We start from the raw sequence: 24,653 nt of genomic DNA on the forward strand, positions 1-24,653 counted from the left end.
GCGGCCGCGCGCCGTCGTCGCTACACGTCGCGCTTCTCCAGCAGCACGAACGCCCCGACGAAGGCCGCCGCGGTGATGCCACCCAGCACGCCCAGCTGCGACCAGCCGGAGCCCACCGAGTCATCGATCTGGAAGAGCGCGGCCAGCGCGAAGGGCGAGGAGTACTTCTGCATCTGCGTGCCCAGCTCGGCCAGGCTCGGCGACATCATCAGGAACGCCGGGAGGATCGACGGGAGCAGCACCACACCCAGCATCGTGGTGATCGCACCGGCCGAGTGCCGCAGCATGCTGCCGACGGCGAGTGAGAGCAGCCCCAGCAGGGAGACATACAGCCCGACGCCGAGGGTCGCGCCGATCAGCTGGTCGTTGGTCGGGTCCATGACGCCCGGACCGCTGTGCATCCCGGAGCTGATGAAGGCCACGAGGGCGAGCGAGAGGGTCGTGGTGACGAACGAGAGCGCGAAGAAGACCAGCGCCTTGGCGGTCAGCACCCGGGCGCGGGCCGGGGAGGCGGTGAAGGTCGTGCGGATCATGCCGGTGCCGTACTCGGACGAGATCACCAGCACGCCGAGGGTGACGATGCACAGCTGACCGAGCAGGGCGCCGAAGAACCCGGGGAGGGTGGTGGGGGCGCTGGCGTAGTCGCCGTCGTCGGTGCCCGCCGATGCCAGGAACCCGATCCCGACCACCAGCGCGGCCATGACGCTCAGCGTCCAGATCGTCGAGCGCACCGACTTGATCTTGGTCCACTCGGAGGCGAGGGCGTTCCCGAGGTGGGTGCGCTGGATCGGGATCGGCGAGGTGTAGGTGCCCACGGCGGCGTACGGCTGCGCGGGCGCGCCGGGAGGCGGCGAGACGTACCCCGGCGGGATGTGCGGCGCCTGGTGCTGGGGCGCCTGGTGCTGCGGTGGCTGCTGAGCGTACGGCTGCTGCGGCGGTGCCTGGGGCGGAGTCTGCGGCGGGACGGGCGCCTGGCCCTGCTGCTGGTACGGCGTCGTCATCGGGCGTCCTCGTTGTCGCGCTTGGTCAGGTCGGCGGGTGCGGAGGCGGAGGCGGGCGGCCGGGCCGGGGCGGCGGGCGGCTGGACCGGGGGAGCGGCCGGCGGCTGCGCGGGCGCGGCGGCGGGCGGCGCCGGTGCCGCGCCCTGCGCCGGTGCCGCGCCCTGCGCCGGTGCCGCGCCCTGCGCCGGGGCCGCGCCCTGCGCCGGGGCCGCGCCCTGGCCCGGGGCGGCGCCCTGCGGCGGGGCGGGCGGCTCGGCGTACCCCGGCATCACGGTCCCGGGCGGGTACGGCCCGGGCGGCTGCCCCGGAACGCCCGGCGCGCCCGGCGCGTAGCCGTACGCCCCGCCCTGCGGGCCGTATCCGGCGGGCGGCTGCTGCAGCCCGGCCCGCTGGTCGGCCGTCGAGCGGTAGTCCACGGCGCCCTGCGTCATCCGCATGTACGCCTCCTCCAGCGACGCCTGGTGCGGGGACAGCTCCCACAGCCGGACGTCCGCCGAGTGCGCCAGGTCGCTGATGCGCGGCAGCGGCAGCCCGGTCACCCGCAGGGCGCCGTCCTGCTCCGGCAGCACCTGGCCACCGGCCTCGCTCAGCGCGGCGGTCAGCTTCTCGCGCTGCTGCGGTTCGCCGTCGGGGGTGCGGACCCGGGCGAAGTCCGCCGAGTTGTACGAGATGAAGTCCTTGACGCTCATGTCCGCGAGCAGCTGCCCGCGGCCGATGACGATCAGCTGGTCGGCGGTGAGCGCCATCTCGCTCATGAGGTGGCTGGAGACGAAGACCGTGCGGCCCTCGGAGGCCAGCTGCTTCATGAGGTTGCGGACCCACAGGATGCCCTCGGGGTCCAGACCGTTGACCGGCTCGTCGAAGAGCAGCACCTGCGGGTCGCCGAGCAGCGCGGCCGCGATGCCCAGGCGCTGGCCCATGCCGAGCGAGAAGCCCTTGGAGCGCTTGCGGGCGACGTTCTGCAGGCCGACCACGCCCAGCACCTCGTCCACCCGGCGGGCCGGGATGCCGGACAGCTGGGCGAGGCACAGCAGGTGCTGGCGGGCGCTGCGGCCGCCGTGCACGGCCTTGGCGTCGAGGAGCGCGCCGACCTGGCGCGGGGCGTTGGGCAGCTTGCGGAAGGGGTAGCCGCCGACCGTGACGTGTCCCGCGGTGGGCTCGTCGAGTCCGAGGATCATGCGCATCGTGGTCGACTTGCCCGAGCCGTTCGGACCCAGGAAGCCGGTGACGGCGCCGGGCCGCACCTGGAACGACAGGTTGTACACGGCCGTCTTGTCGCCATAGCGTTTCGTCAGGCCGACTGCCTCGATCATGCTCCGCCCCTCGTGCGAATGGGTCGGGGCGCCTCGCCCCCGTGAGGCTTAGGAGCCTATCGGCCACCTGGCGGTTCCCTTCACGGCAGGGTTGAGAGCGGATCGTGATCCTGTGGCCGGGCCCAGCCCTCGTCGTGGAACACCCGGGTGCCCGCCGTCCGCACCGCCGCGTCCGCGCCCGCCCGGCCGATCCAGGCGGCGGGATCGGGGCCGAGGAGGTCCCGCAGCCGCGCGGAGGAGGCGAGCAGCCGGGTCAGCAGCGCGCCCTGGTCGCCGCCGCCCGGCAGGGGCCGCCCGCCGTCGCCGGGCGCGGTGAGCACGCCGTGCGTGCTGACGTAGAGATACGCCGCGTCCAGCCGCTCCCCGGACGGCAGCACCATCGGGAAGTCCGCCCCGGGCAGCCGGACCCGCCGGTAGTTGGGCACCTCGGTGCGGTCCACGACGGCCAGCTGCGCGTCGTCGAGCCAGCTGACGACGAGGGGCGTGCGGGCGCCCGGCTCGCCGTACGGGGCGGAGGCGACGTACCCGTACCGGGCGATGTGCGCCGAGCAGCCGACCGCGATCCCGTGCACCCGGACCGGCACCATGGGCACGGTGGCGGGGTGCCCGGGCCGGCTGAGCTTGTGGTGCAGCTGGGCGGGCGAGGCGTTGGACCCGACCGCGATGACGGGATGCCGGTGCCGGTACCGGGCCAGGAGCGCCGGGTCGAGGGGGCGCAGCTCGCCGCCGGTGAGCAGCGTCGGCGTGGTGACGGGCCGCCCGGGATAGCTGAGCGGTGCCTCGGCGGGCACGTCGCCGAAGCCGAGCGCGGCGAGGCTGAGGTCGTCCACGCTCCCGAGGCTACGCGAGCCACGGCCCGAGGGGGCGGGGCGCTTGGACATGCGTGTGCCCCGCGCCGCTACTGTCGGCGGCACGGGGCACGGAGCGCTAAGTCGTGACCGAGCGTCACCGGGTCTGCTGCGCCGGGACGCCGCGGGAGACGGCCTCCTCCTCGCCCGGGTTCCCGGCCGCGGCCACCGCCGCGCCGGTCAGCGTGGCCAGCATCTCGCGGACGTTGGTCAGCTGGGCGTTGATGCTGTCGCGCCGGTTGGTCAGCGCCGCCAGCTCGCGCTCGGACTCGCTGCGGATGCGGTCCGCCTTGGCGTTCGCGTCGGCCACGATGTCCTCGGCCTGGCGCTGCGCGGTCTCCACCGTCTGGCGGGCGCGGCGCTCGGCGTCGGTGCGCAGCTTCTCGGCCTCCAGGCGCAGCTGCTCGGCGCGGTGCTCGATCTCCGCGAGCCGCTTCTCGGCCTTGGCCTGACGGGAGGCCAGGTCGCGCTCGGACTGCTCCCGGCGCTTGGCCAGGTTGGTCTCGAAGTCGGCGGCGGCCTGCGCGGCCTTGGCGCGGGTCTCCTCGAAGAGGGAGTCCGCCTCCTCGCGCTTGGACTGGGCGTCCTTCTGCGCCTCCTGACGCAGCGTGGTGGCTTCGCCCTTCGCCTTCTCGACGATCCGCGCGCCCTCGTCCTCGGCCTTGGCCTTGCGGTCGGCGGCGAACGCCTCGGCGTCGTTGCGGACCTGCTGGGCGGAGGACTCGGCCAGCTCACGGTGCTGTTCGGCGGCCCGGCGGGCCTCCTCGCGCAGGTCCTTCGCCTCTTCCTCGGCGAGGCGGAGGATCTTCTCGACCCGGGCGCCGAGGCCTGCGTAGGACGGCTCCGCGTCATTGATCTGGGCCTGCGCGTTCTGCGTCTCGAGGTGCAGCTCCTCGATGCGCTTCTCGAGCGAGGTGATGCGGGACAGCGCGCTGTCGCGGTCGGCGATGAGCTTGGTAATGCGGTCGTCCACCTGACCGCGGTCGTACCCACGCCGCACGAGCTCGAAGCCGAAGGGGGAGGAAGTGTCGCTCATGGGGTTCCTGTCGAAAGAGACCGGTGAGGTGATAGAGCAAATCCTAGGGGGCCGAACGGCGTGTCATCGAGTCAACGTCCGTTTGATCTGGAGAATGTCCAGCCTTTTGAGTGGACGTAAGACGGAGACCTTGTCACTCGTCGGGATGATACGGACACGACACGCCGGGTGCAGCCAGGCCCTATCCGTCGGACCGTGTTCCCCTACCCATCGGACCGCTTTCCACTCGACCGCGTCGCTCCCGCTCCCGCCGCCGTCTTGACTCCGCCGTTGTCCTTGCCGCCCGCGCCGCCCGACGCGGGGGTCTCGAAAGACTCCAACGCCTCCAGGACGTCCTGGACACGGGTGATTTCGGCGTTGATGTCCTCGCGGCGGCGCTTGAGCAGCTCCAGCTCGCGCTTGCCCTCGTCGACGATCTCCTTCGCCTCCGCCGTCGCCTCGGACTTGGTGCGCTCGGCGTCCTTCTCGGCCTCGATCCGCTTCTGCTCGGCTTCCTTCAGCAGTCCCTCGGCCTTCTTCACGGCCTGGATCCGCACCCGGCTCGCCTCGGTCTCCGCCTCCGAGACCAGCGTCTTCGCCTTCTCCTCGGCCTTCATCAGCTGGGCGGTCGCCGCCGCGACGAGCTTGTCGACCCGCTCGCCGGTCGCCTTCATCTGCTCCGCCGACTCCCGGCGGGCCCGCTCGTGCAGCTCCTCCACCTCGGCCGCCGTCGTCGCCCGCAGTTCCTCGGCGCGCTCCCGGATGGCGGTGGCGTCGCCGCGGGCCTCGGCCAGCATGGTGTCGGAGTCCGTACGGGCCTTCTCCACCAGACCGTTGGCCTGCGCGGTGGCCTCGGACACCAGCCGCTCGGCCTCCTGGCGGGCCGCGCCCACCATGACGTCCGCCTGCTCCTCGGCCGCGGCCGTCGCCTGCAGCGCGGACTCCTGGGCCTCGGCGGTGAGCCGCTCGGCCTCCGCCGCGGACTCGGTGACCAGCCGGTCCGCCTGCTCGGCCGCGTCGGAGCGGCGCTTGTTGGCGTCCTCGCGGGCCTGGTCCACCAGCCGGTCGGACTCGTTCTGCGCCTCGGCGCGGATGCGCTCCGCCTCGGCCGCCGCCTCCGCGGCGACCCGCTCGGACTCGGCGCGGGTGCGCGCCGCGTGCTGCTGCGCCGAGCTGACCGTCTCCGCGGCCTCGGTACGCAGCCGCTCGGCCTCGGCGGTGGACTCCGCGAGCAGCCGGTCCGCCTCGTTCGACGCCTCGGTGACCAGCCGGTCGGCCTGGGCCGCCGCCTCCGCGCGGATGTTGTTGGCGTCGCTGCGGGCCTGCGCCCGGGTGCGCGCCGCGTCCTGCTCGGCGGTCGCCCGCGCGTCCGACGCCTCCGTCCGCAGCGCTTGCGACCGCGCCGTGGCCTCGGCGACGATCCGCTGCGCCTCCTCCGTGGCGCCGCTGACCAGCGTGTCGGCCTGCTCGGCGGCCTCCGCGCGGGTCTTGTTGGCGCTCCTGCGCGCCTCGTCCAGCGTCTCGTCGGCCTCGGCGCGCAGCCGCTCGGCCTCGTGGTTCGCCTCGGCCAGCAGCCGGTCCGCCTGCTCCGCGGCCTCCGAGCGGCGCCGGTTGGCCTCGTCGCGGGAGCGCGCGCCCAGCTGCTCCGCCTCGGCGATCGCCTCCGCGACCGTACGCTCCGCGAGCGCCTTGGCGGCCTCCGACTCCTCGTGCGCGGCCCGCCGCACCCGTGAGGCGTCGACCGAGGCGCGCTCCCGCTCCGCGTACGCGTCCGCGCGGACCCGGTCGGCCTCCTCCTGCGCGTCGTGCCGGGTGCGCTCCGCCGCGTGCTCGGCGGCCTGCCGCAGCCCGGTGATCTCCGATTCGGCCTGCTCGTGCAGCCCCGCGACGGAGTCCCGTACGGACTGCGCGTGCTGCTCGGCGGCCGACACCAGGTCCGCCGCGTGCCGTTCGGCCTCCTCGACCAGCCGCTGCGCCTCGGCCTGCGCCTCGCTCACCCGGGTCCGGGCCGCCGCCAGCAGCTCCTCGCCCTGCTCGCGCGCCGCCGTACGCTCCCGCTGCGCCTCCTCGCGGGCGTCGCCCAGCAGCTCCTCGGCCTCGCGGCGGCGGCGCGCCGCCTCCTCCTGGGAGGCGGCCAGGACCTCGGCGGCCTCGGCGCCGATCCGCTCGGCGGCGCTCGCCGCCTCCGCCCGCACCCGGTCCGCGGTCTCCTGCGCCTCGCTCCGCAGCCGCTCGGCCTCCGAGGCGGCCTCGCTCCGCAGCCGCACCGCCACCGACTCGCCCTCGGCGCGCGCGTTGGACGCGTCGGCGGCGGCCTCGTCGCGCAGCCGGTCGGCCTCCTCCTCGGCCTGCTGACGCAGGGCCTCCAGCCGCTCCGCGGACTCGGCGCGCTGCCGCTCGATGTCCTCGGTGGTCTCCCGGCGCAGCCGCTCGGCCTCGGTCCGCGCGTCGTTCAGCTCCTGCTCGGCGGAGCTGAACCGGGCTTCCGCCTCCTCGTGCCGCCGGGTCAGCTCGGCCTCGGCCTCGCTGCGCCGCGCCTCGGCCGCCTGCTCGGCCTCCTCGCGCAGTTCCTCGGCGGTCCGGGCCGCCTCCTCCTTGACCCGCTCGGCCTGCTCCTCGGCCGAGGTCACCAGCTCCTCGGCCTCGCCGCGGGCCCGCTTCAGCAGCTCGTCCGCCTGCCGGCGCAGCGCGTTCGCCCGCTCGATGGCCTCGGTGCGGACCCGCTCGCTCTCGTGGGTCGCGCCCGAACGCGTCTCCTCCGCGTCCTGCTTGGCCTTCGTCAGCAGCTCCTCGGCGGTGCTGGCCGCCTCCTCGATCTGCTCGACCGCCTCGCGGCGCGCCTCGGCCCGGATCCGCTCGCCCTCGGCGATCGCCTCCGACCGCTGCTGCTCGGCCTCGCCGCGCAGCCGGCGCGCCTCCTCCTGCAGCTCGGCGGTCTTGGCGCGGTACTCCTTGGTGTCGTCCTTCGCCGCGCCCTTGAGCTGGTTGGCGGTGTCGTGCGCCTCCGAGCGCAGCCGGTCGGCCTCCGCCTCGGCCTCGCGCCGGATCCGCTCCGCTTCCTCGGCCGCCGCCTTGGTGGTGGCCTGCGCCTTCTCCGAGGCGCGGGACAGCACCTCCTCGGCGCTGCGCGCCGCCTTGGCCAGCTGCGCCGCCGAGTCCTCGGCGACCCGGGCCCGGGCGTCCTCACCGGCCTCGGAGATCAGCCGCTCCGCCTCGGCGCGGGCGTCGTCCCGCAGCTGCTCGGCCTCGGCGCGGATCGCCTCGGCCTCCTTGGTGGCCTCGCCGACCAGCCGGGCGACCTCCGCCTTGGCGGTGCGGGCGCGCTGCTCATTGTCCGATTCCGTGGCCGAAAGCCGCTTGGCCGCGGCGTCCTTCGCCTCGCCGAGCACCTTCTCGGCCTCGGCGCGCGCCGCGCGCAGCGCCGTCTCGGCCTCCAGCATCCGCGCCTCCGCGGCGCGGGTCTGCTCGGCGGCGTGCCGGCGGGCCTGGTCCGACTCCTGGGCGGTGGAGGTGCGCAGCTGCTCGGCGTGCTCGGTGGCCTCCTGGGCCTGCGCCCCCGCCTTGTTCAGCAGCCGCTCGGCCTCGGTGCGGGCCCGGCGCAGGATCGCCTCGGCCTCGGCGCGGGCCGTCTCCGCCTCGGAGCCCAGCCGGTCCCTGGCCTGGTCGGCGAGGCGCTGGGCCTCGGCGCGGGCGGCGGCGAGCGCCTGCTCGGCCTCGGCCCGGGACTCCTCCAGCAGCCGGCGGGCCTGTGCCTCGGTACGGGCGCGCAGCTGCTCGGCCCAGGCGACGTTCTCGTTGACGTGCGACTCGACGGTGGCGCGGCGCTCGGCCAGCTCCTGGTCCAGGCGCTGACGGCGGGCCACCGCCTCGGCGTGCAGCTCGGCTTCGAGCCGGGCCTGCTGCTCGGCCTGCTCCTGCAGCAGCCGCTGGGTCTGGGCACGGGTCTGCCGCAGCTCGCGCTCGGCGTCGGCGCGCACCTGCTCCGCCTGGAGCTGGGCGTCCCGCAGCAACTGCTCTGCCTGGTAGCCGAGGTTGGCGCTGTCGTAGGCAGGACGGCTCGCCAGCGCGCGCCGCGCCTCGTGCAGCTTGGCGCGCAGCACCTCGACTTGGTAGCCGAGGTCGTCGGCGTGCTGGACGGCCTTCTCCCGCTCGTTCTTCAGCCGCTCCATCTCGGCCTCGAACTTCGAGAGGTGATCGTCAGGCTCGTAGCGGTCGTAGCCCCGCACTGCGCGGTCCCATCCGTCCCCTGGTCGCGTTGGCGGCCGGCTCCGTACCGCGCGGTTCCTGGCAGTCCCTTGCGGTCCCTCGCGGCCCCGACCCGGCGTGATGCGTGCCGGGCGGACCGGAGCTGGCCCTTCCGAAGAAATGGTGTCAGATCATCGGCTCAGCCCGGGCCGGACCCCGATCCCTTTCGATTCCCGTACCCCGGCCGAGCCTGCACTCTACCGGCCGGGGAAGGGGTAGGTCAGTGGTCCGCTTCAGTGGTCCGCTTCACCGGGTGCCGCCGCGGTCACGAGTTCGGTCAGCACCCCGTGGCAGTCCTTGGGGTGGAGGAAGGTGATGCGCGAGTCCATCGACCCACGTCGGGGCTGTTCGTACAGCACCCGGACCCCCTTGCCGCGGATGGCCTCGGAGTCGGCGTCGACGTCCGCGGTGCCGAACGCGATGTGATGGACGCCCTCACCGTTCTTCGCCAGCCACTTGCCGACCGCGGAGTCCTCCCGGGTCGGTTCCAGCAGCTGGAGGTAGGAGGCCCCGCCGTCCGAGGTCTCATTGATCTTGAGCATGGCCTCGCGGACCCCCTGCTCCTCGTTGACCTCGGTGTGGAACACCTCGAAGCCGTACGTGGCACGGTAGAACTCGACGGTCTTGTCCAGGTCGAAGCAGGCGATCCCGATGTGGTCGATTCTCGTCAGCATGGGCTTAGTGCACCGCTGCACAGCCGGTTACGCAACGTGCGCGCGATCACACCGATGGGGCGGTGACCGGGCGGGTACTCGTCAGTACATTGACGATAACCCTCGTTAACTTCCTTCTCCTCGTGGAGGAACGCACCATGACTCGTACGACCTCAGTGATTGTGGCGGGAGCCCGCACCCCCATGGGCCGCCTCCTCGGTAGCCTGCGCTCGTTCTCCGGTGCCGACCTGGGCGGCTTCGCGATCAAGGCCGCGCTGGAGCGGGCCGGGGTCACCGGCGACCAGGTGCAGTACGTGATCATGGGGCAGGTGCTGCAGGCCGGTGCCGGGCAGATCCCCGCACGTCAGGCGGCCGTCAAGGCCGGTATCCCGATGAGCGTGCCCGCCCTCACCGTCAACAAGGTGTGCCTGTCCGGACTGGACGCGATCGCGCTGGCCGACCAGCTGATCCGGGCCGGGGAGTTCGACATCGTGGTGGCCGGCGGCCAGGAGTCCATGACCAACGCGCCGCATCTGCTGCCGGGCTCCCGCGACGGCCACAAGTACGGCGCGATCCAGATGCTCGACGCCATGGCCCACGACGGCCTGACCGACGCCTTCGAGAACGTCGCCATGGGCGAGTCCACCGAGGCGCACAACACCCGGCTCGGCATCGGCCGCCCCGAGCAGGACGAGGTCGCCGCCCGCTCCCACCAGCGCGCCGCCGCCGCCCAGAAGAACGGCCTGTTCGACGCCGAGATCACCCCGGTCGAGATCCCGCAGCGCAAGGGCGACACGGTCGTCTTCGCCAAGGACGAGGGCATCCGCGGCGAGACCACCGTGGAGTCCCTGGCCAAGCTGCGCCCGGCCTTCGCCGGCGGCGGGAACGGGACGATCACGGCCGGGTCGTCCTCGCAGATCTCGGACGGGGCGGCCGCCGTCGTCGTCATGAGCCGGGCCAAGGCCGAGGAGCTGGGCCTGGAGTGGATCGCCGAGATCGGCGCCCACGGCAATGTGGCCGGGCCCGACAACTCGCTGCAGTCCCAGCCGTCCAACGCGATCGCGCACGCGCTGGGCAAGGAGGGGCTGACGGTCGACGATCTTGACCTGATCGAGATCAACGAGGCGTTCGCCGCGGTCGCCGTGCAGTCGATGAAGGACCTGGGCCTTTCCCCCGAAAAGGTGAACGTGAACGGCGGCGCGATCGCCCTCGGCCACCCCATCGGCATGTCCGGCGCCCGCATCGTGCTGCACCTGGCCCTGGAGCTGCGGCGGCGCGGCGGCGGCGTCGGGGCGGCGGCGTTGTGCGGCGGGGGCGGCCAGGGCGACGCGCTGATCGTCCGCGTCCCGGGGGCATAACCGGCCCGTGCGGTTGTTCCGTACGAGTGATTCCGTCCGTACGAGTGATGAGGAGCGCGGCACCCATGGCTGACGCTGATGTGCCCACGCTGGTGGAGCAGGCCCGGCAGGGGCGGCCGCGCGCGGTCGCCCGGCTCATCTCGCTGATCGAGGGCGACTCCCCGCGGCTGCGCGAGGTGATGGCCGCGCTGGCGCCGCTGGCGCAGGGCGCGTACGTGGTCGGGGTGACCGGTTCGCCGGGGGTCGGCAAGTCCACGTCGACCTCCGCGCTCGTCTCGGCGTACCGCAGGGCGGGCAAGCGGGTCGGGGTGCTCGCGGTCGACCCCTCCTCGCCGTTCTCGGGCGGCGCGCTCCTCGGCGACCGGATCCGGATGTCCGAGCACGCCTCGGACCCCGGCGTCTACATCCGCTCCATGGCCACCCGCGGCCATCTGGGCGGCCTCGCCTGGGCCGCCCCGCAGGCCATCCGGGTACTGGACGTGGCCGGGTGCGAGGTGGTGATCGTGGAGACGGTCGGCGTCGGCCAGTCGGAGGTGGAGATCGCCGCCCAGGCCGATACGACCATGGTGCTGCTCGCCCCGGGCATGGGCGACGGCATCCAGGCGGCCAAGGCCGGGATCCTGGAGATCGGCGATGTGTACGTGGTCAACAAGGCCGACCGGGAGGGCGCCGACGCCACCGCCCGGGAGCTGAACCACATGCTGGGCCTGGGCGAGGCCCGGGCGGCGGGGGACTGGCGGCCGCCGATCGTGAAGACCGTGGCGGCGCGCGCCGAGGGCACCGACGAGGTCGTCCAGGCCCTGGAGAAGCACCGGGCGTGGATGGAGGAGCACGGAGTGCTGGCCGAGCGCCGGATGCGGCGGGCGGCGGGCGAGGTCGAGACCATCGCGGTGACCGCGCTGCGGGCCCGGATCGGCGATCTGCACGGCGACCGCCGCCTGGGCGTGCTGGCGGAGCGGGTCGTCGCGGGCGAGCTGGACCCGTACGCGGCGGCGGACGAACTGGTGGCGGGGGTCACCGAGGGCTCGTAGCGGCAGCCGCGTCCCGGAGCCCACCTGAAGAATCCTTCAGGTGGGCTCTGCGACGCTTGCCCCCATGCGTTTGCTGATCGTGGAGGACGAGCGGCGGCTCGCCCTGTCGCTCGCCAAGGGGCTGCGGGCCGAGGGGTTCGCGGTGGATGTGGTGCACGACGGACGGGAAGGGCTGCACCGGGCCCAGGAGGGCACGTACGACCTGATCGTCCTCGACATCATGCTGCCGGGGCTGAACGGCTACCGCGTCTGCGGCGCCCTGCGGGCGGCCGGGAGCGAGGTGCCGATCCTGATGCTCACGGCGAAGGACGGCGAGTACGACGAGGCGGAGGGCCTGGACACCGGCGCCGACGACTACCTGACCAAGCCGTTCTCGTACGTCGTGCTGGTCGCCCGCATCCGGGCGCTGCTGCGGCGGCGCGGCGCCGGGGCCTCACCCGTGGTGCGGGTGGGGGCGCTCGTGGTGGACCGGGGCGCGCGCCGGGTGGAGCGGGACGGGGACGAGGTGGCGCTGACCGCCAAGGAGTTCTCGGTGCTGGAGCACCTGGCGGCGAACGGCGGCGACGTCTGCTCCAAGGCGGACATCCTGGAGCACGTCTGGGACTTCGCGTACGACGGCGACCCCAACATCGTCGAGGTGTACGTGAGCGCGCTGCGCCGCAAGCTGGGTCCCGGGTTCATCGAGACCGTGCGGGGAGCGGGGTACCGGCTCCGTGCGTAGGGCGTTCGGTTCGGTACGTGCGCGGGCCGCGCTCGGCGCGACCGTGGTGGTGGCCGTGGCGCTGGTGGCCGCGGGGCTCGCGGTGCTCCAGGTGCTGCGCGGCAACCTGGCGGACCAGGCCGGGCTGCACGCCCAGGTGGAGGCGCGCGGGGTGGCCTCGAAGATAGCCGCCGGGACCGGCTACCGCGCCCTGGACCTCGGCGACGACGCCCCCGTGCAGGTGGTGGACGACAAGCGCCGGGTGCGGGCGGTCAGCGAGGACCTGGAGGCCGTGACGGGGACGGGCAGCCGGTCGGTGCGTCCGGTGTCCGTGCCGCCGGACGGCGAGCGCGAGGAGGGCGAGGTCGACGGGGACGTGCGGTACGCCGACGGCTCCGCCCGGATCGACGGCACGACCGCCGACTACCGCTGGGCGGCCGTGGAGGCCACCGACCCGCACGGCGGGGACGTCACCGTCTACGCGGGCGCGCCGCTGGCCACCCAGCGCGACGCGGTCGGCACGGTGGGGCGGGCGATGCTGATCGGGCTGCCGCTGCTGCTGCTCGTGGTCGCCGCCGTGACCTGGCTGGTGACGCGGCGCGCGCTGCGGCCGGTGGAGGGGATCCGGCGGGAGATGGCCGCGATCACGGCGAGCACGGACCTGTCCCGGCGGGTGCCCGAGCCCGGCTCGCACGACGAGGTGGCACGGCTGGCCCGGACGACCAACGAGACGCTGACCGCGCTGGAGGCGTCGGTGGAGCGGCAGCGGGCGTTCGTGGCCGACGCCTCGCACGAGCTGCGCTCCCCGGTGGCCTCGCTCCGCACCCAGCTGGAGGTGGGCGTGGCCCACCCCGACCTGCTGGACCTGCCGGGCGCGGTCGAGGACGTGGTGCGGCTCCAGCGGCTGGCGGCCGATCTGCTGCTGCTGGCCCGGCTGGACGCGGGGGAGCGGCCCCGGGGGGACGGCAGGGTGCGGCTGGACGCGCTGGTGCGCCAGGCGGTGGAGCAGCGGACCGGGGACCGGGTGCCGGTGCGCACCGAGCTGGCGGAGGTGGCCGCCACGGGCTCGCGCGGGCAGCTCACCCAGGTGCTGGGCAATCTGGTCGACAACGCCCAGCGGCACGCGCGCGGCGAGGTGCGGGTGTCGGTGCGGGCGGACGGCGCCGAGGGCGTGGTCGCGGTCGCCGACGACGGCGCCGGGGTGCCGGAGGCCGAACGGGAGCGGATCTTCGAGCGGTTCGTACGGCTGGACGACGCCCGCAGCCGCGACGACGGCGGGGCCGGGCTCGGCCTCGCCATCGCGCGGGACGTGGTGCAGCGGCACGGCGGCACGCTGACCGTGGGTGAGGCGCCGGGCGGCGGAGCCCTGTTCGAGGTGCGGCTGCCGCTCGCGGGCTGAGGCGCCGGCGGTCTAGACCCGGCCGCGCTCGGCGCGCAGATGGTCGGCCACGGGCACCAGCGACCCGTACAGCGACTCCAGGTCCGCCGGGGCGAGCAGGTCGATGAAGTGCTTGCGCACCGATTCGACATGATGGGGCGCGACCTTGCGCATGGTGTCCCAGCCGTGCTCGGTGAGGACGGCGTACAGCCCGCGCCGGTCGGATTCGCAGTTCTCGCGGCGGACCAGCCCGGCGTTCTCCATCCGGGTGATCTGATGGGAGAGACGGCTCTTGGACTGCAGGGTGGCGGAGGCGAGGTCGCTCATCCGCATCCGGTGCTCTTCCGACTCCGAGAGGTTGACCAGGATCTCGTAGTCGTTCATGGTCAGGCCGAACGGCTGGAGGTCCCGTTCGAGCTGGTAGGTCAGCAGCCGGCTGACGTCCAGGTGGGTGCGCCAGGCGCGCTGTTCCTCGTCGCTGAGCCAGCGCGTGCCGTTCTCGGTCTCCATGGGATGTATTCTACCTATAGAAGTTGAATTCCGAACCAATGGTTGTCTCGGGCTAGAGGTCACCTGTTCGACGTTACACTCCGCGTCCTCGCGCTCACGAACCGGTACCCCCTGTCTCGCCGACGGCTATCTCCGCCATCAGCTCCTCCGTGGACTGCAGCAGCACGGTCCCGGCGCCCACGAACTCGAACTGGTGCTCTTCACCCGATGTGCCCCCGAGCCCGGTGTGCGCCCGGATGCCGCCCATGACCCCGCGCAGATACTCGTGGTCGTAGTGGTGGTTGGGCGTGGGGCAGTCCGCCCAGCCCACCAGCGCCTGCGGATCGACCCGGATCGGCGGCTCCATGAAGACCACGGGCCCGTTGGACGCCGCCACGAACTTCCCCGTCCCGATGAGCGTCAGGAAGCCCGGCACGATCGACTGCTTCAGCGCCAGCGACGGCTGGAAGGCGAGCAGATTGCCCGACCGGATGGTGAGGTTCCCCTCGTCCAGGTCATAGGAGTTGACGTCGAAGGCGCGGTCCGCGAGCACCATCTTGCCCTTGCCCTCGGCCACCACCCACTCGGCGGCGTGCAGGGGCGAGTGGAAGCTGCCCGCGACGAGCCGGTCGAGCCGGCCGAGCCCGATCCCCTGGAAGCCGATCTGCCCGTAGTAGGCGACCATCTTCCCCTTCTGCAGGAACCACTGCCCGTCCAGCTCCACGCTGAAGGCGTACGGATTGACGTTGTCGTCGGCGGGCAGCGTGTACGCGTCGTGGATGACGGGGCCGTTCACAGCTTCTCCTCCGATGCCTGGACGTAGACCGTGCCGGTGCCGGACAGCTCCAGCTGGAAGGCCTCCCCCGAGCCGCGGCCCACCATGTCGCGCCAGCCGAGGGCCGTCGAGAGCTTATTGCGGACATCACCCCGGTGGGCTACATAGGCCTGCGGATCGACATGGACCGGACGGCCCGGCTGGATCGGCAGCTCGATCACCCCGCCGTGCGCCATCACCGCCGCCGAACCCCGCCCCTCCAGCGTGGTGGTGAACAGCCCCTGCCCGGTCACCTGGCCGCGCACCAGGCCCATCACCCCGCCCTGCGACCCCAGGAACATCGTGCCCTGGCGCAGCGAGCCGTCGAACGCCAGCAGCCGGTCCGACTCCACGTACAGCGTGTCGCCGACCAGGTCGATCACCTGCACGTGGTGGCCGCCGTGGCCGAACATCACGGTGCCCTGGCCCTCTATGGTCATCAGCGGCGTCGCCTCGTTGGCCACCCGCCGCCCGATCATGCCCATCACCCCGCGCTGACCGCCGGTGATGCTGGGGGTGAACCGCACCTGGCCGCGGTACGCCAGCATCGCGCCGCGCTGGCTGAACAGCGTCTGGCCGGGCGTCACCTGGGCCTCCACCATGCGGGAGGTGAGCGTGGTGAACGGCATCAGACCTCGCCCCCGATCGTGTTGCGCTCGCTGGGCTGCACGTACACCAGTCCCTCGCCCTCGAAGCGGATCTGGAATGCCTCGCCCCCGCTCTCGCCTATCAGTGCGCGGAAGTTCACGCCCGACTGGAAGTGCTGCCGCAGGTCGCCGGTGTGGGCGACGTACGCGCCCGGGTCGACCTGGAGCGGGGTCTGCGGGGTGACGCGCAGCACGATCGCCGTGCCGTCCGAGATGATCGCCGCCTGGCCGGTGCCCTCCACGGTCGTGGTGAACAGCCCGTTCCCCTGGGCGGAGCCGCGCAGCCCGGTGAAGGAGGTGCCGGTGCGCAGCGCCGCGTCCGTGCACAGCAGGTTCCCGGACTCGACGTACAGCTTCTCGCCGTGCAGCGACACCAGGTTGATCTCGCTCGCCCGGTCGGCGAAGTAGCACGTGCCGTGCCCCTTCACCTCCATGACCTCCATCTGTTCGCCGGTGAGCCGCCGCGTCACCATGCCGCGCAGCCCCTCACCGCCGCCCGTCCTCTTCTTGAAGGTCATGTCCCCCTCGTACGCGACCATCGCGCCGTTCTTCGCCTTCACGGAGTCGCCGGTCAGGTCGACGGCGAGCACCCTGGATCCCTGGAGCCGAAAGTGAGCCACGGAGCCGACCGTATCGGTCCCGCCACCCTGGAGAAATGATCGCGGGTGAGGCTGCGACAATAGGAGCGCTTGTGCATGGCTTCACAAGCACCTGTTCCGATCCGTTGTCCGTGTCTCCTCATGCGAAGGTGCTCTCGTGGACTTCAAGACCGCCACCGCGCTGCGCCGGCTCCGCCTGGTCTCCGCGCCCGAGGCCGTGTCCTTCCTGCTGCTGCTCGTCTGCTCGGTGCTCAAGCGCACGACGGACTTCAACGCGGTGCCGGTGATGGGCATGGTGCACGGCGTCCTCTTCATCCTCTACGTGGTCTTCTGGGCGGACGCCTGGAACAAGACCAAGTGGGGCTGGCAGACCGCCGCGCTCTACTTCGTCCTCTCCGTCCTGCCCACCGGCGGCTTCTTCGCCGAGCGCAAGCTCAAGCGCGAGGCCGAGGCCGGTGTGATCGCGGCCCGGGCCCGCCGCGAGGGCGTGGTCAACGTATGATCGTCGCCTTTTCGGTGACCCCGCTGGGTGTCGGCGAGGACGTGGGGGAGTACGTCGCGGACGCGGTGCGGGTGGTCCGCGAGTCGGGCCTGCCGAACCGCACGGACGCGATGTTCACCTCGATCGAGGGCGAGTGGGACGAGGTCATGGCCGTGGTCAAGCGCGCCGTGGCGGCGGTGGAGGCGCGCGCCCCGCGCGTCTCCGTCGTCCTGAAGGCCGACATCCGCCAGGGCGTGACGGACGGCCTCACCTCCAAGGTGGACACCGTGGAGCGGCACCTCTCGGCGTAGCGTCATCTGGAGCCGGGCCGCCCGCGCGGGCAGGCTGAGGGCATGACGACAACCTCAGGGTCCGGGGCGGCGGACCCGGGCGCGTTACGCCCCGCCGCCGTACCCGGACCGGCGCCGCGCCCCGGCTACGGCGCCGTCTTCGCCGTCCCGGAGTTCCGCACCGTCTTCGCCGCGCACCTCATCTCCATGCTGGGCGAGATGGCCGGCGGGATCGCGCTGTCCGTCCTCGTCTACCGGCTCACCGGATCGCCCCTCCTCAGTGCCCTCACCTTCGCGACCGCGCTGCTGCCGTACGTGATCGGCGGCACCCTGCTGTCCTCCGTCGCCGACCGCTACCCGGCCCGCCGGGTCCTCGTCGGGTGCGATCTGGTGCACGCGGGCTGTGTGGCCGCCATGACGGTGCCCGGGATGCCGGTGGCCGTGCTGCTCGCGCTGCGCTGCGTCCCCGCGGCGATCTCGCCCGTGTTCAGCGGCACCCGGGCGGCCACGCTCGGCGACATCGTCGGCGAGGGCGATCTGTTCGTCCTGGGCCGCTCGGTCATCCGGATCACCGCGCAGAGCGCCCAGCTGGCCGGATTCGCGGCGGGCGGGCTGCTGCTGGCCGCGGTGTCGCCGCGCACCGTCCTCGTGCTCACGGCCGCGGCGCTGTGCTGCTCGGCGCTGCTGCTCCGGTTCGGCACCCGCCACCGCCCCGCGCGCCGGGTGGCGGGCGGGGCGGGCGGGGCGCTGCTCGGGGAGTCGCTGCGCGGCGTCCGGCGGCTGTTCGCCGACCGCCGGGTCCGGGCGCTGATGCTGCTGGCCTGGGTGCCGTCGATGTTCGTCGTGATGCCGGAGGCGCTGCTGACGCCGTACGCGGACGCCCAGGGCCTCGGCCCGGCCGGGCTGGGGCTGCTGATGTGCGGGATGCCGGTCGGCGCGGTGGTGAGCGAGGTGCTGGCGGGGACCCTGCTGGGGCCGCGCGGACGGGCCCGGCTGACGCTGCCGGTGGGCGTGCTCGCGGCGCTGCCCGCCGTCGGGTACGCCTGGAATCCCTCGTTCGGCTGGGCGCTGGCCCTCCAGGTGACGACCGGCTGCGGGATCGCGTACAGCCTCGGCCTGGACCAGTGGTTCCTGGCGGCGGTGCCGGAGGAGCTGCGCGGCCGGGCGATGACCGTGCTGACGGCCGGGCTGATGACCGCGCAGGGCCTGGGGATGGCCGTGTCGGGTGCGGTCGCGGAGGCCGTGCCGGTGCACGCCGTGGCGGCGCTGGCGGGCGGTGTCGGCGCGCTGTGCTCGCTGCCGGCCGCGCTGGAGGTGCGGCGCACGGTGCGCGGGGGCGGGCAGGACCCCGGTTCGAGGGGTGAGACCGGGCTGACCGCGATATGACCGGCCGGTAGGGTCGGTACCGTGCCGAAGCCGCTCAGCCTCCCGTTCGACCCCATCGCCCGCGCCGACGAGCGCTGGAAGCAGCGATGGGGATCCGTGCCGTCGATGGCCGCGATCACCTCGATCATGCGGGCCCAGCAGATCCTGCTCGGCCAGGTCGACGCGGTGGTCAAGCCCTACGGACTGACCTTCGCGCGCTACGAGGCGCTGGTGCTGCTCACCTTCTCCAAATCCGGTGAGCTGCCCATGTCCAAGATCGGCGAGCGGCTGATGGTGCACCCGACCTCGGTCACCAACACGGTGGACCGCCTGGTCAAGTCGGGTCTGGTCGCCAAGCGCCCCAATCCGGCCGACGGCCGGGGCACCCTGGCCACCATCACCGACCAGGGCCGCGAGGTGGTCGAGTCGGCCACCCGCGACCTGATGGCGATGGACTTCGGGCTCGGGGTGTACGACGCCGAGGAGTGCGGGGAGATCTTCCGGATGCTGCGCCCGCTGCGGATCGCCGCGGAGGACTTCGAGGAGCCCGGGGAAGAGGGCGCGTAACCCGCTGGGGGCGGCGAAGATCGCCCCGGAACGGGCGGTTACGCTCAACCGCATGAAACGAAGCGTCCTGACCCGCTACCGGACCATGGCCTACATCACCGGTGTGCTGCTGATCCTGCTGACGCTCGGCGTGATCGCCAAGTATCTGCTGGACGTGGACGGCGCGGCCGGGTTCACCAGCGTCGTCGGTATCGCGCACGGCTGGCTGTACGTCCTCTACCTGGTCTTCGCCTTCGACATGGGCTCCAAGGCGAAGTGGCCGTTCGGCAAGCTGGCCTGGGTGCTGCTCGCGGGCACCATCCCGACCGCGGCGTTCTTCGTCGAGCGCAAGGTTTCCCGCGAGCTGGAGCCGCTCGTCAGCGGCGCCGAGCCGCAGACCGCGAAGGCCTGAACCGCTCTGACCTGCGACAACGGGCCGATCGCTCACCCGGTCGGCCCGTCCGGTGCCGTCAGCCATCGACAATTACTTGGACGTCCTAGTAAATTTGACCCATGGACGCCGAAGGCATTGAGGCAGGCCGCCGTCGCTGGCAGGCCCGGTACGACGCGGCGCGCAAGCGCGACGCGGACTTCACGACCCTGTCCGGGGATCCGGTCGAGCCGGTCTACGGCCCGGCGCCGGGTGACACGGTCGAGGGATTCGAGCGCATCGGCTGGCCCGGGGAGTTTCCGTACACCCGCGGCCTCTACGCCACCGGTTACCGCGGCCGCGCCTGGACCATCCGCCAGTTCGCGGGCTTCGGCAACGCCGAGCAGACCAACGAGCGCTACAAGATGATCCTCAAGGCGGGCGGCGGCGGGCTGTCGGTCGCCTTCGACATGCCGACGCTCATGGGCCGCGACTCCGACGATCCGCGCTCGCTCGGCGAGGTCGGCCACTGCGGCGTCGCCATCGACTCCGCGGCCGACATGGAGGTCCTGTTCAAGGACATCCCGCTCGGCGACGTCACCACCTCGATGACGATCAGCGGCCCGGCCGTCCCCGTCTTCTGCATGTACCTGGTCGCCGCCGAGCGGCAGGGCGTGGACCCGGCGGTGCTCAACGGCACGCTGCAGACCGACATCTTCAAGGAGTACATCGCGCAGAAGGAGTGGCTGTTCCCGCCCGAGCCCCATCTGCGGCTGATCGGCGACCTGATGGAGCACTGTGCGAGCGGCATCCCCGCCTACAAGCCGCTGTCGGTCTCCGGCTACCACATCCGCGAGGCCGGGGCGACGGCCGCCCAGGAGCTGGCGTACACCCTCGCCGACGGCTTCGGCTACGTCGAGCTGGGCCTGTCCCGCGGCCTGGACGTCAACACCTTCGCGCCGGGCCTGTCCTTCTTCTTCGACGCCCACGTCGACTTCTTCGAGGAGATCGCCAAGTTCCGGGCGGCCCGCCGCATCTGGGCCCGCTGGATGCGCGACGTCTACGGGGCGACGTCCGAGAAGGCGCAGTGGCTGCGTTTCCACACCCAGACCGCCGGCGTCTCGCTCACCGCCCAGCAGCCGTACAACAACGTCGTACGGACCGCGGTGGAGGCGCTGTCCGCCGTGCTCGGCGGCACCAACTCGCTGCACACCAACGCCCTGGACGAGACCCTGGCGCTGCCCAGCGAGCAGGCCGCCGAGATCGCCCTGCGCACCCAGCAGGTGCTGATGGAGGAGACCGGCATCCTCAACGTGGCCGACCCGCTGGGCGGTTCCTGGTACGTCGAGGCGCTCACCGACCGGATCGAGGCCGACGCCGAGAAGATCTTCGAGCAGATCAAGGAGCGCGGCCGTCGGGCCGTCCCCGACGGGCAGCACACCATCGGGCCGATCACCTCCGGCATCCTGCGCGGCATCGAGGACGGCTGGTTCACCGGTGAGATCGCCGAGTCCGCCTTCACCTACCAGCGGGCGCTGGAGAAGGGGGACAAGAAGGTCGTCGGCGTCAACTGCCACCACGGCTCGGTCACCGGCGACCTGGAGATCCTGCGGGTCAGCCACGAGGTCGAGCGCGAGCAGGTACGGGTCCTGGGGGCCCGTAAGGCCGGGCGGGACGAGGCCCAGGTCGCCGAGGGGCTGAAGGCGCTGATGGCCGCCGCCCGGGACGGCTCCAACATGATCGAGCCGATGCTGGAGGCGGTGCGCGCCGAGGCGACGCTCGGCGAGATCTGCGACGCGCTGCGCGAGGAGTGGGGGGTCTACACCGAGCCCGCCGGGTTCTGACCGTCCTCGCCGCTTTCCGGCCCGCTCCCCGGCGGTGTGCCACCGGGGAGTGCCGCCGCGGTCAGCCCGTGCAGCAGCAGCGTCGAGAAGCCCTGGGCCCACTCCGCGTCCACCGGCTCGGCGCTGACCAGCAGCCGGTGCACCACCGATCCGGCGATCACGTCGAATATCAGATCCGCGTTGCGGGCCGCCGCACCCGGATCCTGCTCACGCGGCAGTTCGCCGCGCAGCTGGGCGCGCTCCCGGCCGATCAGCACCAGCCGCTTCTGCCGGTCGACGATCGCGGACCGGACCCGGGTTCCCAGCGCCTCGTCGTGGGTGGCCTCGGCGATCACGGCCATCAGCGCCGTCTTGGTCTCGGGCAGCTCCAGCAGCTCGGCGAAGCGCACCACCACGTTCTCGATGTCCGCCCGCAGGCTGCCGCAGTCGGCCGACCGCAGATGCTCGTCGAAGACCGCCGCGACCGCGTCCACGACCAGCTCGTTCTTGCCCGCCCAGCGGCGGTAGAGGGTCGTCTTGGCGACTCCTGCGCGGGCCGCGACGTCACCCATCGTGAGCTTTCCCCAGCCCAGCTCGACCAGGGCGGCACGCGTCGCGCCGAGGATGGCACGGTCGGCCTCCTCGCTGCGGGGGCGCCCTGTGCGCCGCTTCGGCGGGCTCATGGCGCACGACCCTACTCGCAGGTAGACGTGGGTGTCCCGGCCGGTTACGCTACGGCTCGTAGCGTAAGACAGGCCTGTCCGTCGGATCGGCCGACGCGCTTTTCCATTCACCGCGTCGAGAGGGGAGGATAGGACCATGCAGCCACGGAACATGTCCATGAGTGGAGTGGTCGACCTCGCCGCGGTGAAGGCGGCCGGGGAAGCGAAGCAGAAGGCGGAGAAGGCGCGGGCCGACTCCGCCCGCACGGGCGCGCCCGCGCCCACACGCCTGGTCTTCGACGTCGACGAGGCGGGTTTTCAGCAGGAGGTCCTGCAGCGCTCCACCGAAGTACCGGTCGTCATCGACTTCTGGGCTGAGTGGTGCGAGCCGTGCAAGCAGCTCGGACCGATCCTGGAGCGACTGGCCGGGGAGTACGCGGGGAAGTTCGTCCTCGCGAAGATCGATGTCGATGCCAACCAGATGCTCTTCCAGCAGTTCGGCGTGCAGGGGATCCCCGCGGTGTTCGCGGTGGTCGCCGGGCAGCCGGTGCCGCTGTTCCAGGGCGCGGCGCCGGAGGCCCAGATCCGCCAGGTGCTGGACCAGCTGATCCAGGCCGCGGAGCAGCAGTTCGGCATCGTGGGCGCGCCGGCCGAGGCGGCGGGCGCGGAGGACGCGGAGCAGGAGGCCCCGGCCCCCGCGGGCCCGTACGACAGCGCGCTGGCCGCGGCCCATGAGGCGCTGGACGCGGGTGACCTCGGCGGTGCCGTCCGCGCGTACCAGAACGTGCTGAACGACGACCCGGCCAACGCGGAGGCGAAGCTCGGTCTGGCCCAGGCCCAGTTGCTGGAGCGGGTGCAGGGTCTTGACGCGCAGCAGGTGCGCAAGGAGGCCGCCGACAGCCCGGCGGATCCGGCGGCGCAGATCGCGGCGGCCGACCTGGACCTGGTGGGCGGTCATGTGGAGGACGCCTTCGGTCGCTTGGTCGACACGGTGCGGCGCACGGTGGGTGAGGACCGCGAGGCGGCGCGGCTCCATCTGCTCGGCCTCTTCGAGGTGATCGGCGGTGACGATCCCCGAGTGGTCACAGCTCGTAGCGCGTTGGCGCGCGTCCTGTTCTGACTTCCCGGCTCTCAAACGGAACAGCGGCCGCGCTTTACCAAAACTTGGTAAACGCGGCTGCTGTTACTGGTAGTAAGTGAACGCCTGGACTTTGTCCGTTCTTGGCGTCAAATCTCCCTCTCTTTCCGGCCGTCGGGCGACGACCCTGCGTGCCCGGTCTCGACCGGCCTGCCGCAGATCGGTTATCCGTCCGTTACTCGCTAGTAACGAACCCCTTGTGCCCCGGCCGTGAATGGACCACGATCAGCCAAGCTCGGTCCATCCTCATCGAAGCCCGGCAACCGGTCGGCGTGGTGCTGCGGGTGGGTCCCCACCGAGCAGGCCGGCGGCAGTGGCGCCGGCCGTGGACAGGGGGGTCTCTGCCCAACGGGCAGGGCCTGTCCAGGAGGTTGCGCGAGAAGCGTGGCCAGTGGTTGTCGCTCGGGGGTGATCGCCGGTGTTTCGGCGGGTGCAGTTCGCGCCTGTGAGACGTGGGCGCTCTCCTTCCCGAGGACGTAGCACTTCTCCCATCCCAGTTCGGGGCCGCGGCCCCGGCCGGAGATGTACGTCCGAGAAGGAGGAAAGTCATGGAGTCCCTGGCTCGTGGCGGGACAAGATGGAAGCGGTTCGCCGTTGTCATGGTCCCGAGCGTTGCTGCCACGGCCGCGATCGGCGTCGCCCTGTCACAGGGTGCGCTCGCGGCCTCGTTCAACGTGTCCGGCCAGCAATTCAAGGTCGCGGTCGACCGGCTCGACGGCACGGGCTTCGCGCAGTACGGCGCCATAGACACCCAGCACGGCGGGAAGAACATCCCCGTCGCGGTGTCGGCGTTCAAGAGCGCCAAGCTCAAGGGCCTGTGCCAGTCGGTGGTCGTCCCGGTCCCGGTCTTCGGCGATGTGTCGCTGAAGCTGTCGGCCGGTAACGGCAGCAAGACGGTCGAGGCGAAGAACCTCTTCATCGACCTCGACCAGCTGGACGCCGACGCGACGTTCCGCGGCATCGACATCGGCGTGGCGGCGGGCGACGCGAACAAGGGTCCGGGGATCAACAAGGGCGACAAGGCCCTTCCCGGCTCGTTCGCTCAGCAAGCCGATTCGGCGACGCTGACCGGTGTGAAGCAGACCGCCTGGGCGACCAGCGCGGGCACGTTCAAGCTCTCCGGACTTTCGATGAAGGTCAGCAAGGGCAAGAACGAGTGCTTCTGAAGCGCTGAGCTGGAAGGGTGGGGGGCCGCGGCGCTGCCCCTCACCCGGCAACGCCCAGCAGCGCTTGAGGCGCTACGCAGTTCAGTACCGCAGTAGAACACTTGCGATCGCCTAGATCGCCAGCCCCAGGGAGCTGTTTTCAATGAGTGCCGAGTCGCCGGGGGCGCGTGACCGTACCAGCCATTGGCGGGAGACCTTCAGGGCATGGCGCTGGCAGCGCCCGTTCTGGGCGGGGCTGCTCACCACCCTGGCCGGGCTGCCGATCATGTACTTCCCGTACAACGACCTGAACGCGGGCGGGTTCACGATCAACCTGTCCACCACCGCCGGATCCGCCTCGCTCATCATCGGCGTACTGCTGGTGCTGCTGGGCATGACCATGTGGTTCCAGCCCATGGTGCGGGTCTTCGCGGGGGTCGCCTCGATCCTGCTCGGCCTGGTGTCGCTGCCCGTGTCCAACATCGGCGGCTTCCTGATCGGATTCCTGCTCGCCCTCTTCGGTGGGGGTATGAGCGTCGCCTGGGCACCGGGCGAGGCTCCCGCGGCACAGCCGGCCGAGAGCCCGGGAACCGCGCCCGAGGACGGCGCTGACGATGGCGGTGTGCCGGAGCCGGCCGGGGCCGGACCCGCACCGGACCAGGAAGCCACGAATGGGAGGCACCGTGCGGGGTGAAGAGGAGCAGGCCGCGGACGGAAGTCCGCGCCGGGCCAGAACCGGACC

24 protein-coding genes are annotated in these 24,653 nt (G+C 72.4%); 13 read left to right on the forward strand and 11 right to left on the reverse strand.

The features are described from left to right. Positions 1-20: 20 nt before the first annotated feature. From ABZ562_RS10570 to mce, 6 genes are all read right to left on the reverse strand, one after another. Entirely contained in the window at positions 21-1,001 is a 981-nt protein-coding gene (locus tag ABZ562_RS10570; protein ID WP_361476344.1) for an ABC transporter permease subunit, read from the reverse strand. Beyond that, positions 998-2,314, reverse strand: a complete 1,317-nt coding sequence (locus ABZ562_RS10575) for an ATP-binding cassette domain-containing protein (protein WP_361476346.1) — start codon at positions 2,312-2,314, stop codon at positions 998-1,000. The genes ABZ562_RS10570 and ABZ562_RS10575 overlap by 4 nt, the downstream gene beginning before the upstream one ends. 80 nt (positions 2,315-2,394) lie before the next feature. Continuing rightward, the gene (locus ABZ562_RS10580; protein WP_361476348.1) at positions 2,395-3,144 is read right to left on the reverse strand and encodes a hypothetical protein; all 750 of its coding nucleotides are present in this window, start codon (positions 3,142-3,144) and stop codon (positions 2,395-2,397) included. A 115-nt stretch (positions 3,145-3,259) separates the two neighbouring features. Continuing rightward, positions 3,260-4,198 carry a cellulose-binding protein gene (locus ABZ562_RS10585; RefSeq protein WP_361476350.1) on the reverse strand — a complete coding sequence of 313 codons (939 nt, stop codon included), beginning with the start codon at positions 4,196-4,198 and terminating at the stop codon, positions 3,260-3,262. Positions 4,199-4,401: 203 nt separating this feature from the next. After that, positions 4,402-8,403 (reverse strand): polarized growth protein Scy, encoded by a 4,002-nt coding sequence (gene scy / locus ABZ562_RS10590; protein ID WP_361476352.1) that lies wholly within the window; start codon positions 8,401-8,403, stop codon positions 4,402-4,404. A 252-nt stretch (positions 8,404-8,655) separates the two neighbouring features. Beyond that, positions 8,656-9,096, reverse strand: coding sequence for a methylmalonyl-CoA epimerase (gene mce, locus ABZ562_RS10595; protein ID WP_361476354.1), 441 nt, complete (start codon positions 9,094-9,096; stop codon positions 8,656-8,658). A gap of 155 nt (positions 9,097-9,251) precedes the next feature. On the opposite strand from mce, the gene ABZ562_RS10600 reads away from it, so the two are divergent. The 4 genes from ABZ562_RS10600 (at position 9,252) to ABZ562_RS10615 (ending at position 13,563) form a co-directional block, all read left to right on the forward strand. Further along, entirely contained in the window at positions 9,252-10,433 is a 1,182-nt protein-coding gene (locus ABZ562_RS10600; RefSeq protein ID WP_361476460.1) for an acetyl-CoA C-acetyltransferase, read from the forward strand. A gap of 65 nt (positions 10,434-10,498) precedes the next feature. Next, positions 10,499-11,464 (forward strand): methylmalonyl Co-A mutase-associated GTPase MeaB, encoded by a 966-nt coding sequence (gene meaB / locus ABZ562_RS10605; protein ID WP_361476356.1) that lies wholly within the window; start codon positions 10,499-10,501, stop codon positions 11,462-11,464. 64 nt (positions 11,465-11,528) lie between these two features. Continuing rightward, on the forward strand, positions 11,529-12,185 hold the full coding sequence (locus ABZ562_RS10610) for a response regulator transcription factor (protein WP_361476358.1): 657 nt from the start codon (positions 11,529-11,531) through the stop codon (positions 12,183-12,185). Beyond that, positions 12,178-13,563: a HAMP domain-containing sensor histidine kinase gene (locus ABZ562_RS10615; RefSeq protein WP_361476360.1), complete on the forward strand. Its 1,386-nt coding sequence runs from the start codon at positions 12,178-12,180 to the stop codon at positions 13,561-13,563. Before ABZ562_RS10610 ends, ABZ562_RS10615 begins: the two co-directional genes overlap by 8 nt. A gap of 12 nt (positions 13,564-13,575) precedes the next feature. Here the strand turns inward: ABZ562_RS10615 and ABZ562_RS10620 are convergent, their stop codons facing one another. The 4 genes from ABZ562_RS10620 to ABZ562_RS10635 form a co-directional block, all read right to left on the reverse strand. Further along, complete coding sequence (locus tag ABZ562_RS10620; protein WP_361476362.1) at positions 13,576-14,052, reverse strand: MarR family transcriptional regulator; 477 nt, start codon at positions 14,050-14,052, stop codon at positions 13,576-13,578. A gap of 94 nt (positions 14,053-14,146) precedes the next feature. Next, positions 14,147-14,827 (reverse strand): AIM24 family protein, encoded by a 681-nt coding sequence (locus tag ABZ562_RS10625; protein WP_361476364.1) that lies wholly within the window; start codon positions 14,825-14,827, stop codon positions 14,147-14,149. Then, positions 14,824-15,474, reverse strand: a complete 651-nt coding sequence (locus ABZ562_RS10630; RefSeq protein ID WP_361476366.1) for an AIM24 family protein — start codon at positions 15,472-15,474, stop codon at positions 14,824-14,826. Before ABZ562_RS10630 ends, ABZ562_RS10625 begins: the two co-directional genes overlap by 4 nt. Then, entirely contained in the window at positions 15,474-16,112 is a 639-nt protein-coding gene (locus ABZ562_RS10635; RefSeq protein ID WP_361476368.1) for an AIM24 family protein, read from the reverse strand. Before ABZ562_RS10635 ends, ABZ562_RS10630 begins: the two co-directional genes overlap by 1 nt. A gap of 136 nt (positions 16,113-16,248) precedes the next feature. Between ABZ562_RS10635 and ABZ562_RS10640 the strand changes: the two genes are divergently transcribed. From ABZ562_RS10640 to ABZ562_RS10665, 6 genes are all read left to right on the forward strand, one after another. Further along, a complete protein-coding gene (locus ABZ562_RS10640) occupies positions 16,249-16,593 on the forward strand; it encodes a DUF3817 domain-containing protein (RefSeq protein WP_055547622.1) in 345 nt (114 codons plus the stop codon). Then, entirely contained in the window at positions 16,590-16,883 is a 294-nt protein-coding gene (locus ABZ562_RS10645) for an MTH1187 family thiamine-binding protein (RefSeq protein ID WP_179936819.1), read from the forward strand. Before ABZ562_RS10640 ends, ABZ562_RS10645 begins: the two co-directional genes overlap by 4 nt. A gap of 42 nt (positions 16,884-16,925) precedes the next feature. After that, on the forward strand, positions 16,926-18,248 hold the full coding sequence (locus tag ABZ562_RS10650) for an MFS transporter (protein ID WP_361476371.1): 1,323 nt from the start codon (positions 16,926-16,928) through the stop codon (positions 18,246-18,248). 21 nt (positions 18,249-18,269) lie between these two features. Beyond that, positions 18,270-18,794, forward strand: coding sequence for a MarR family transcriptional regulator (locus ABZ562_RS10655; RefSeq protein WP_361476373.1), 525 nt, complete (start codon positions 18,270-18,272; stop codon positions 18,792-18,794). 52 nt (positions 18,795-18,846) lie between these two features. Further along, entirely contained in the window at positions 18,847-19,185 is a 339-nt protein-coding gene (locus ABZ562_RS10660; RefSeq protein WP_361476375.1) for a DUF3817 domain-containing protein, read from the forward strand. Positions 19,186-19,286: 101 nt separating this feature from the next. Further along, entirely contained in the window at positions 19,287-20,987 is a 1,701-nt protein-coding gene (locus ABZ562_RS10665) for a methylmalonyl-CoA mutase family protein (RefSeq protein ID WP_361476377.1), read from the forward strand. Here the strand turns inward: ABZ562_RS10665 and ABZ562_RS10670 are convergent. Continuing rightward, positions 20,963-21,649 carry a TetR/AcrR family transcriptional regulator gene (locus ABZ562_RS10670; protein ID WP_361476379.1) on the reverse strand — a complete coding sequence of 229 codons (687 nt, stop codon included), beginning with the start codon at positions 21,647-21,649 and terminating at the stop codon, positions 20,963-20,965. The two genes, ABZ562_RS10665 and ABZ562_RS10670, sit on opposite strands and share 25 nt — an antisense overlap. A gap of 136 nt (positions 21,650-21,785) precedes the next feature. Here ABZ562_RS10670 and ABZ562_RS10675 point away from each other — a divergent pair, with 136 nt between their 5' ends. The 3 genes from ABZ562_RS10675 (at position 21,786) to ABZ562_RS10685 (ending at position 24,605) form a co-directional block, all read left to right on the forward strand. Further along, on the forward strand, positions 21,786-22,748 hold the full coding sequence (locus ABZ562_RS10675; protein WP_361476381.1) for a tetratricopeptide repeat protein: 963 nt from the start codon (positions 21,786-21,788) through the stop codon (positions 22,746-22,748). 566 nt (positions 22,749-23,314) lie between these two features. Beyond that, a complete protein-coding gene (locus tag ABZ562_RS10680; RefSeq protein ID WP_009714968.1) occupies positions 23,315-23,932 on the forward strand; it encodes a DUF6230 family protein in 618 nt (205 codons plus the stop codon). A 142-nt stretch (positions 23,933-24,074) separates the two neighbouring features. After that, positions 24,075-24,605: a DUF6114 domain-containing protein gene (locus tag ABZ562_RS10685; RefSeq protein WP_361476384.1), complete on the forward strand. Its 531-nt coding sequence runs from the start codon at positions 24,075-24,077 to the stop codon at positions 24,603-24,605. Positions 24,606-24,653: the final 48 nt, after the last annotated feature.

The sequence above is a fragment of the Streptomyces sp. NPDC019937 genome (genome assembly GCF_040631655.1).
In the GTDB taxonomy this organism is placed as follows: Bacteria; Actinomycetota; Actinomycetes; order Streptomycetales; family Streptomycetaceae; genus Streptomyces.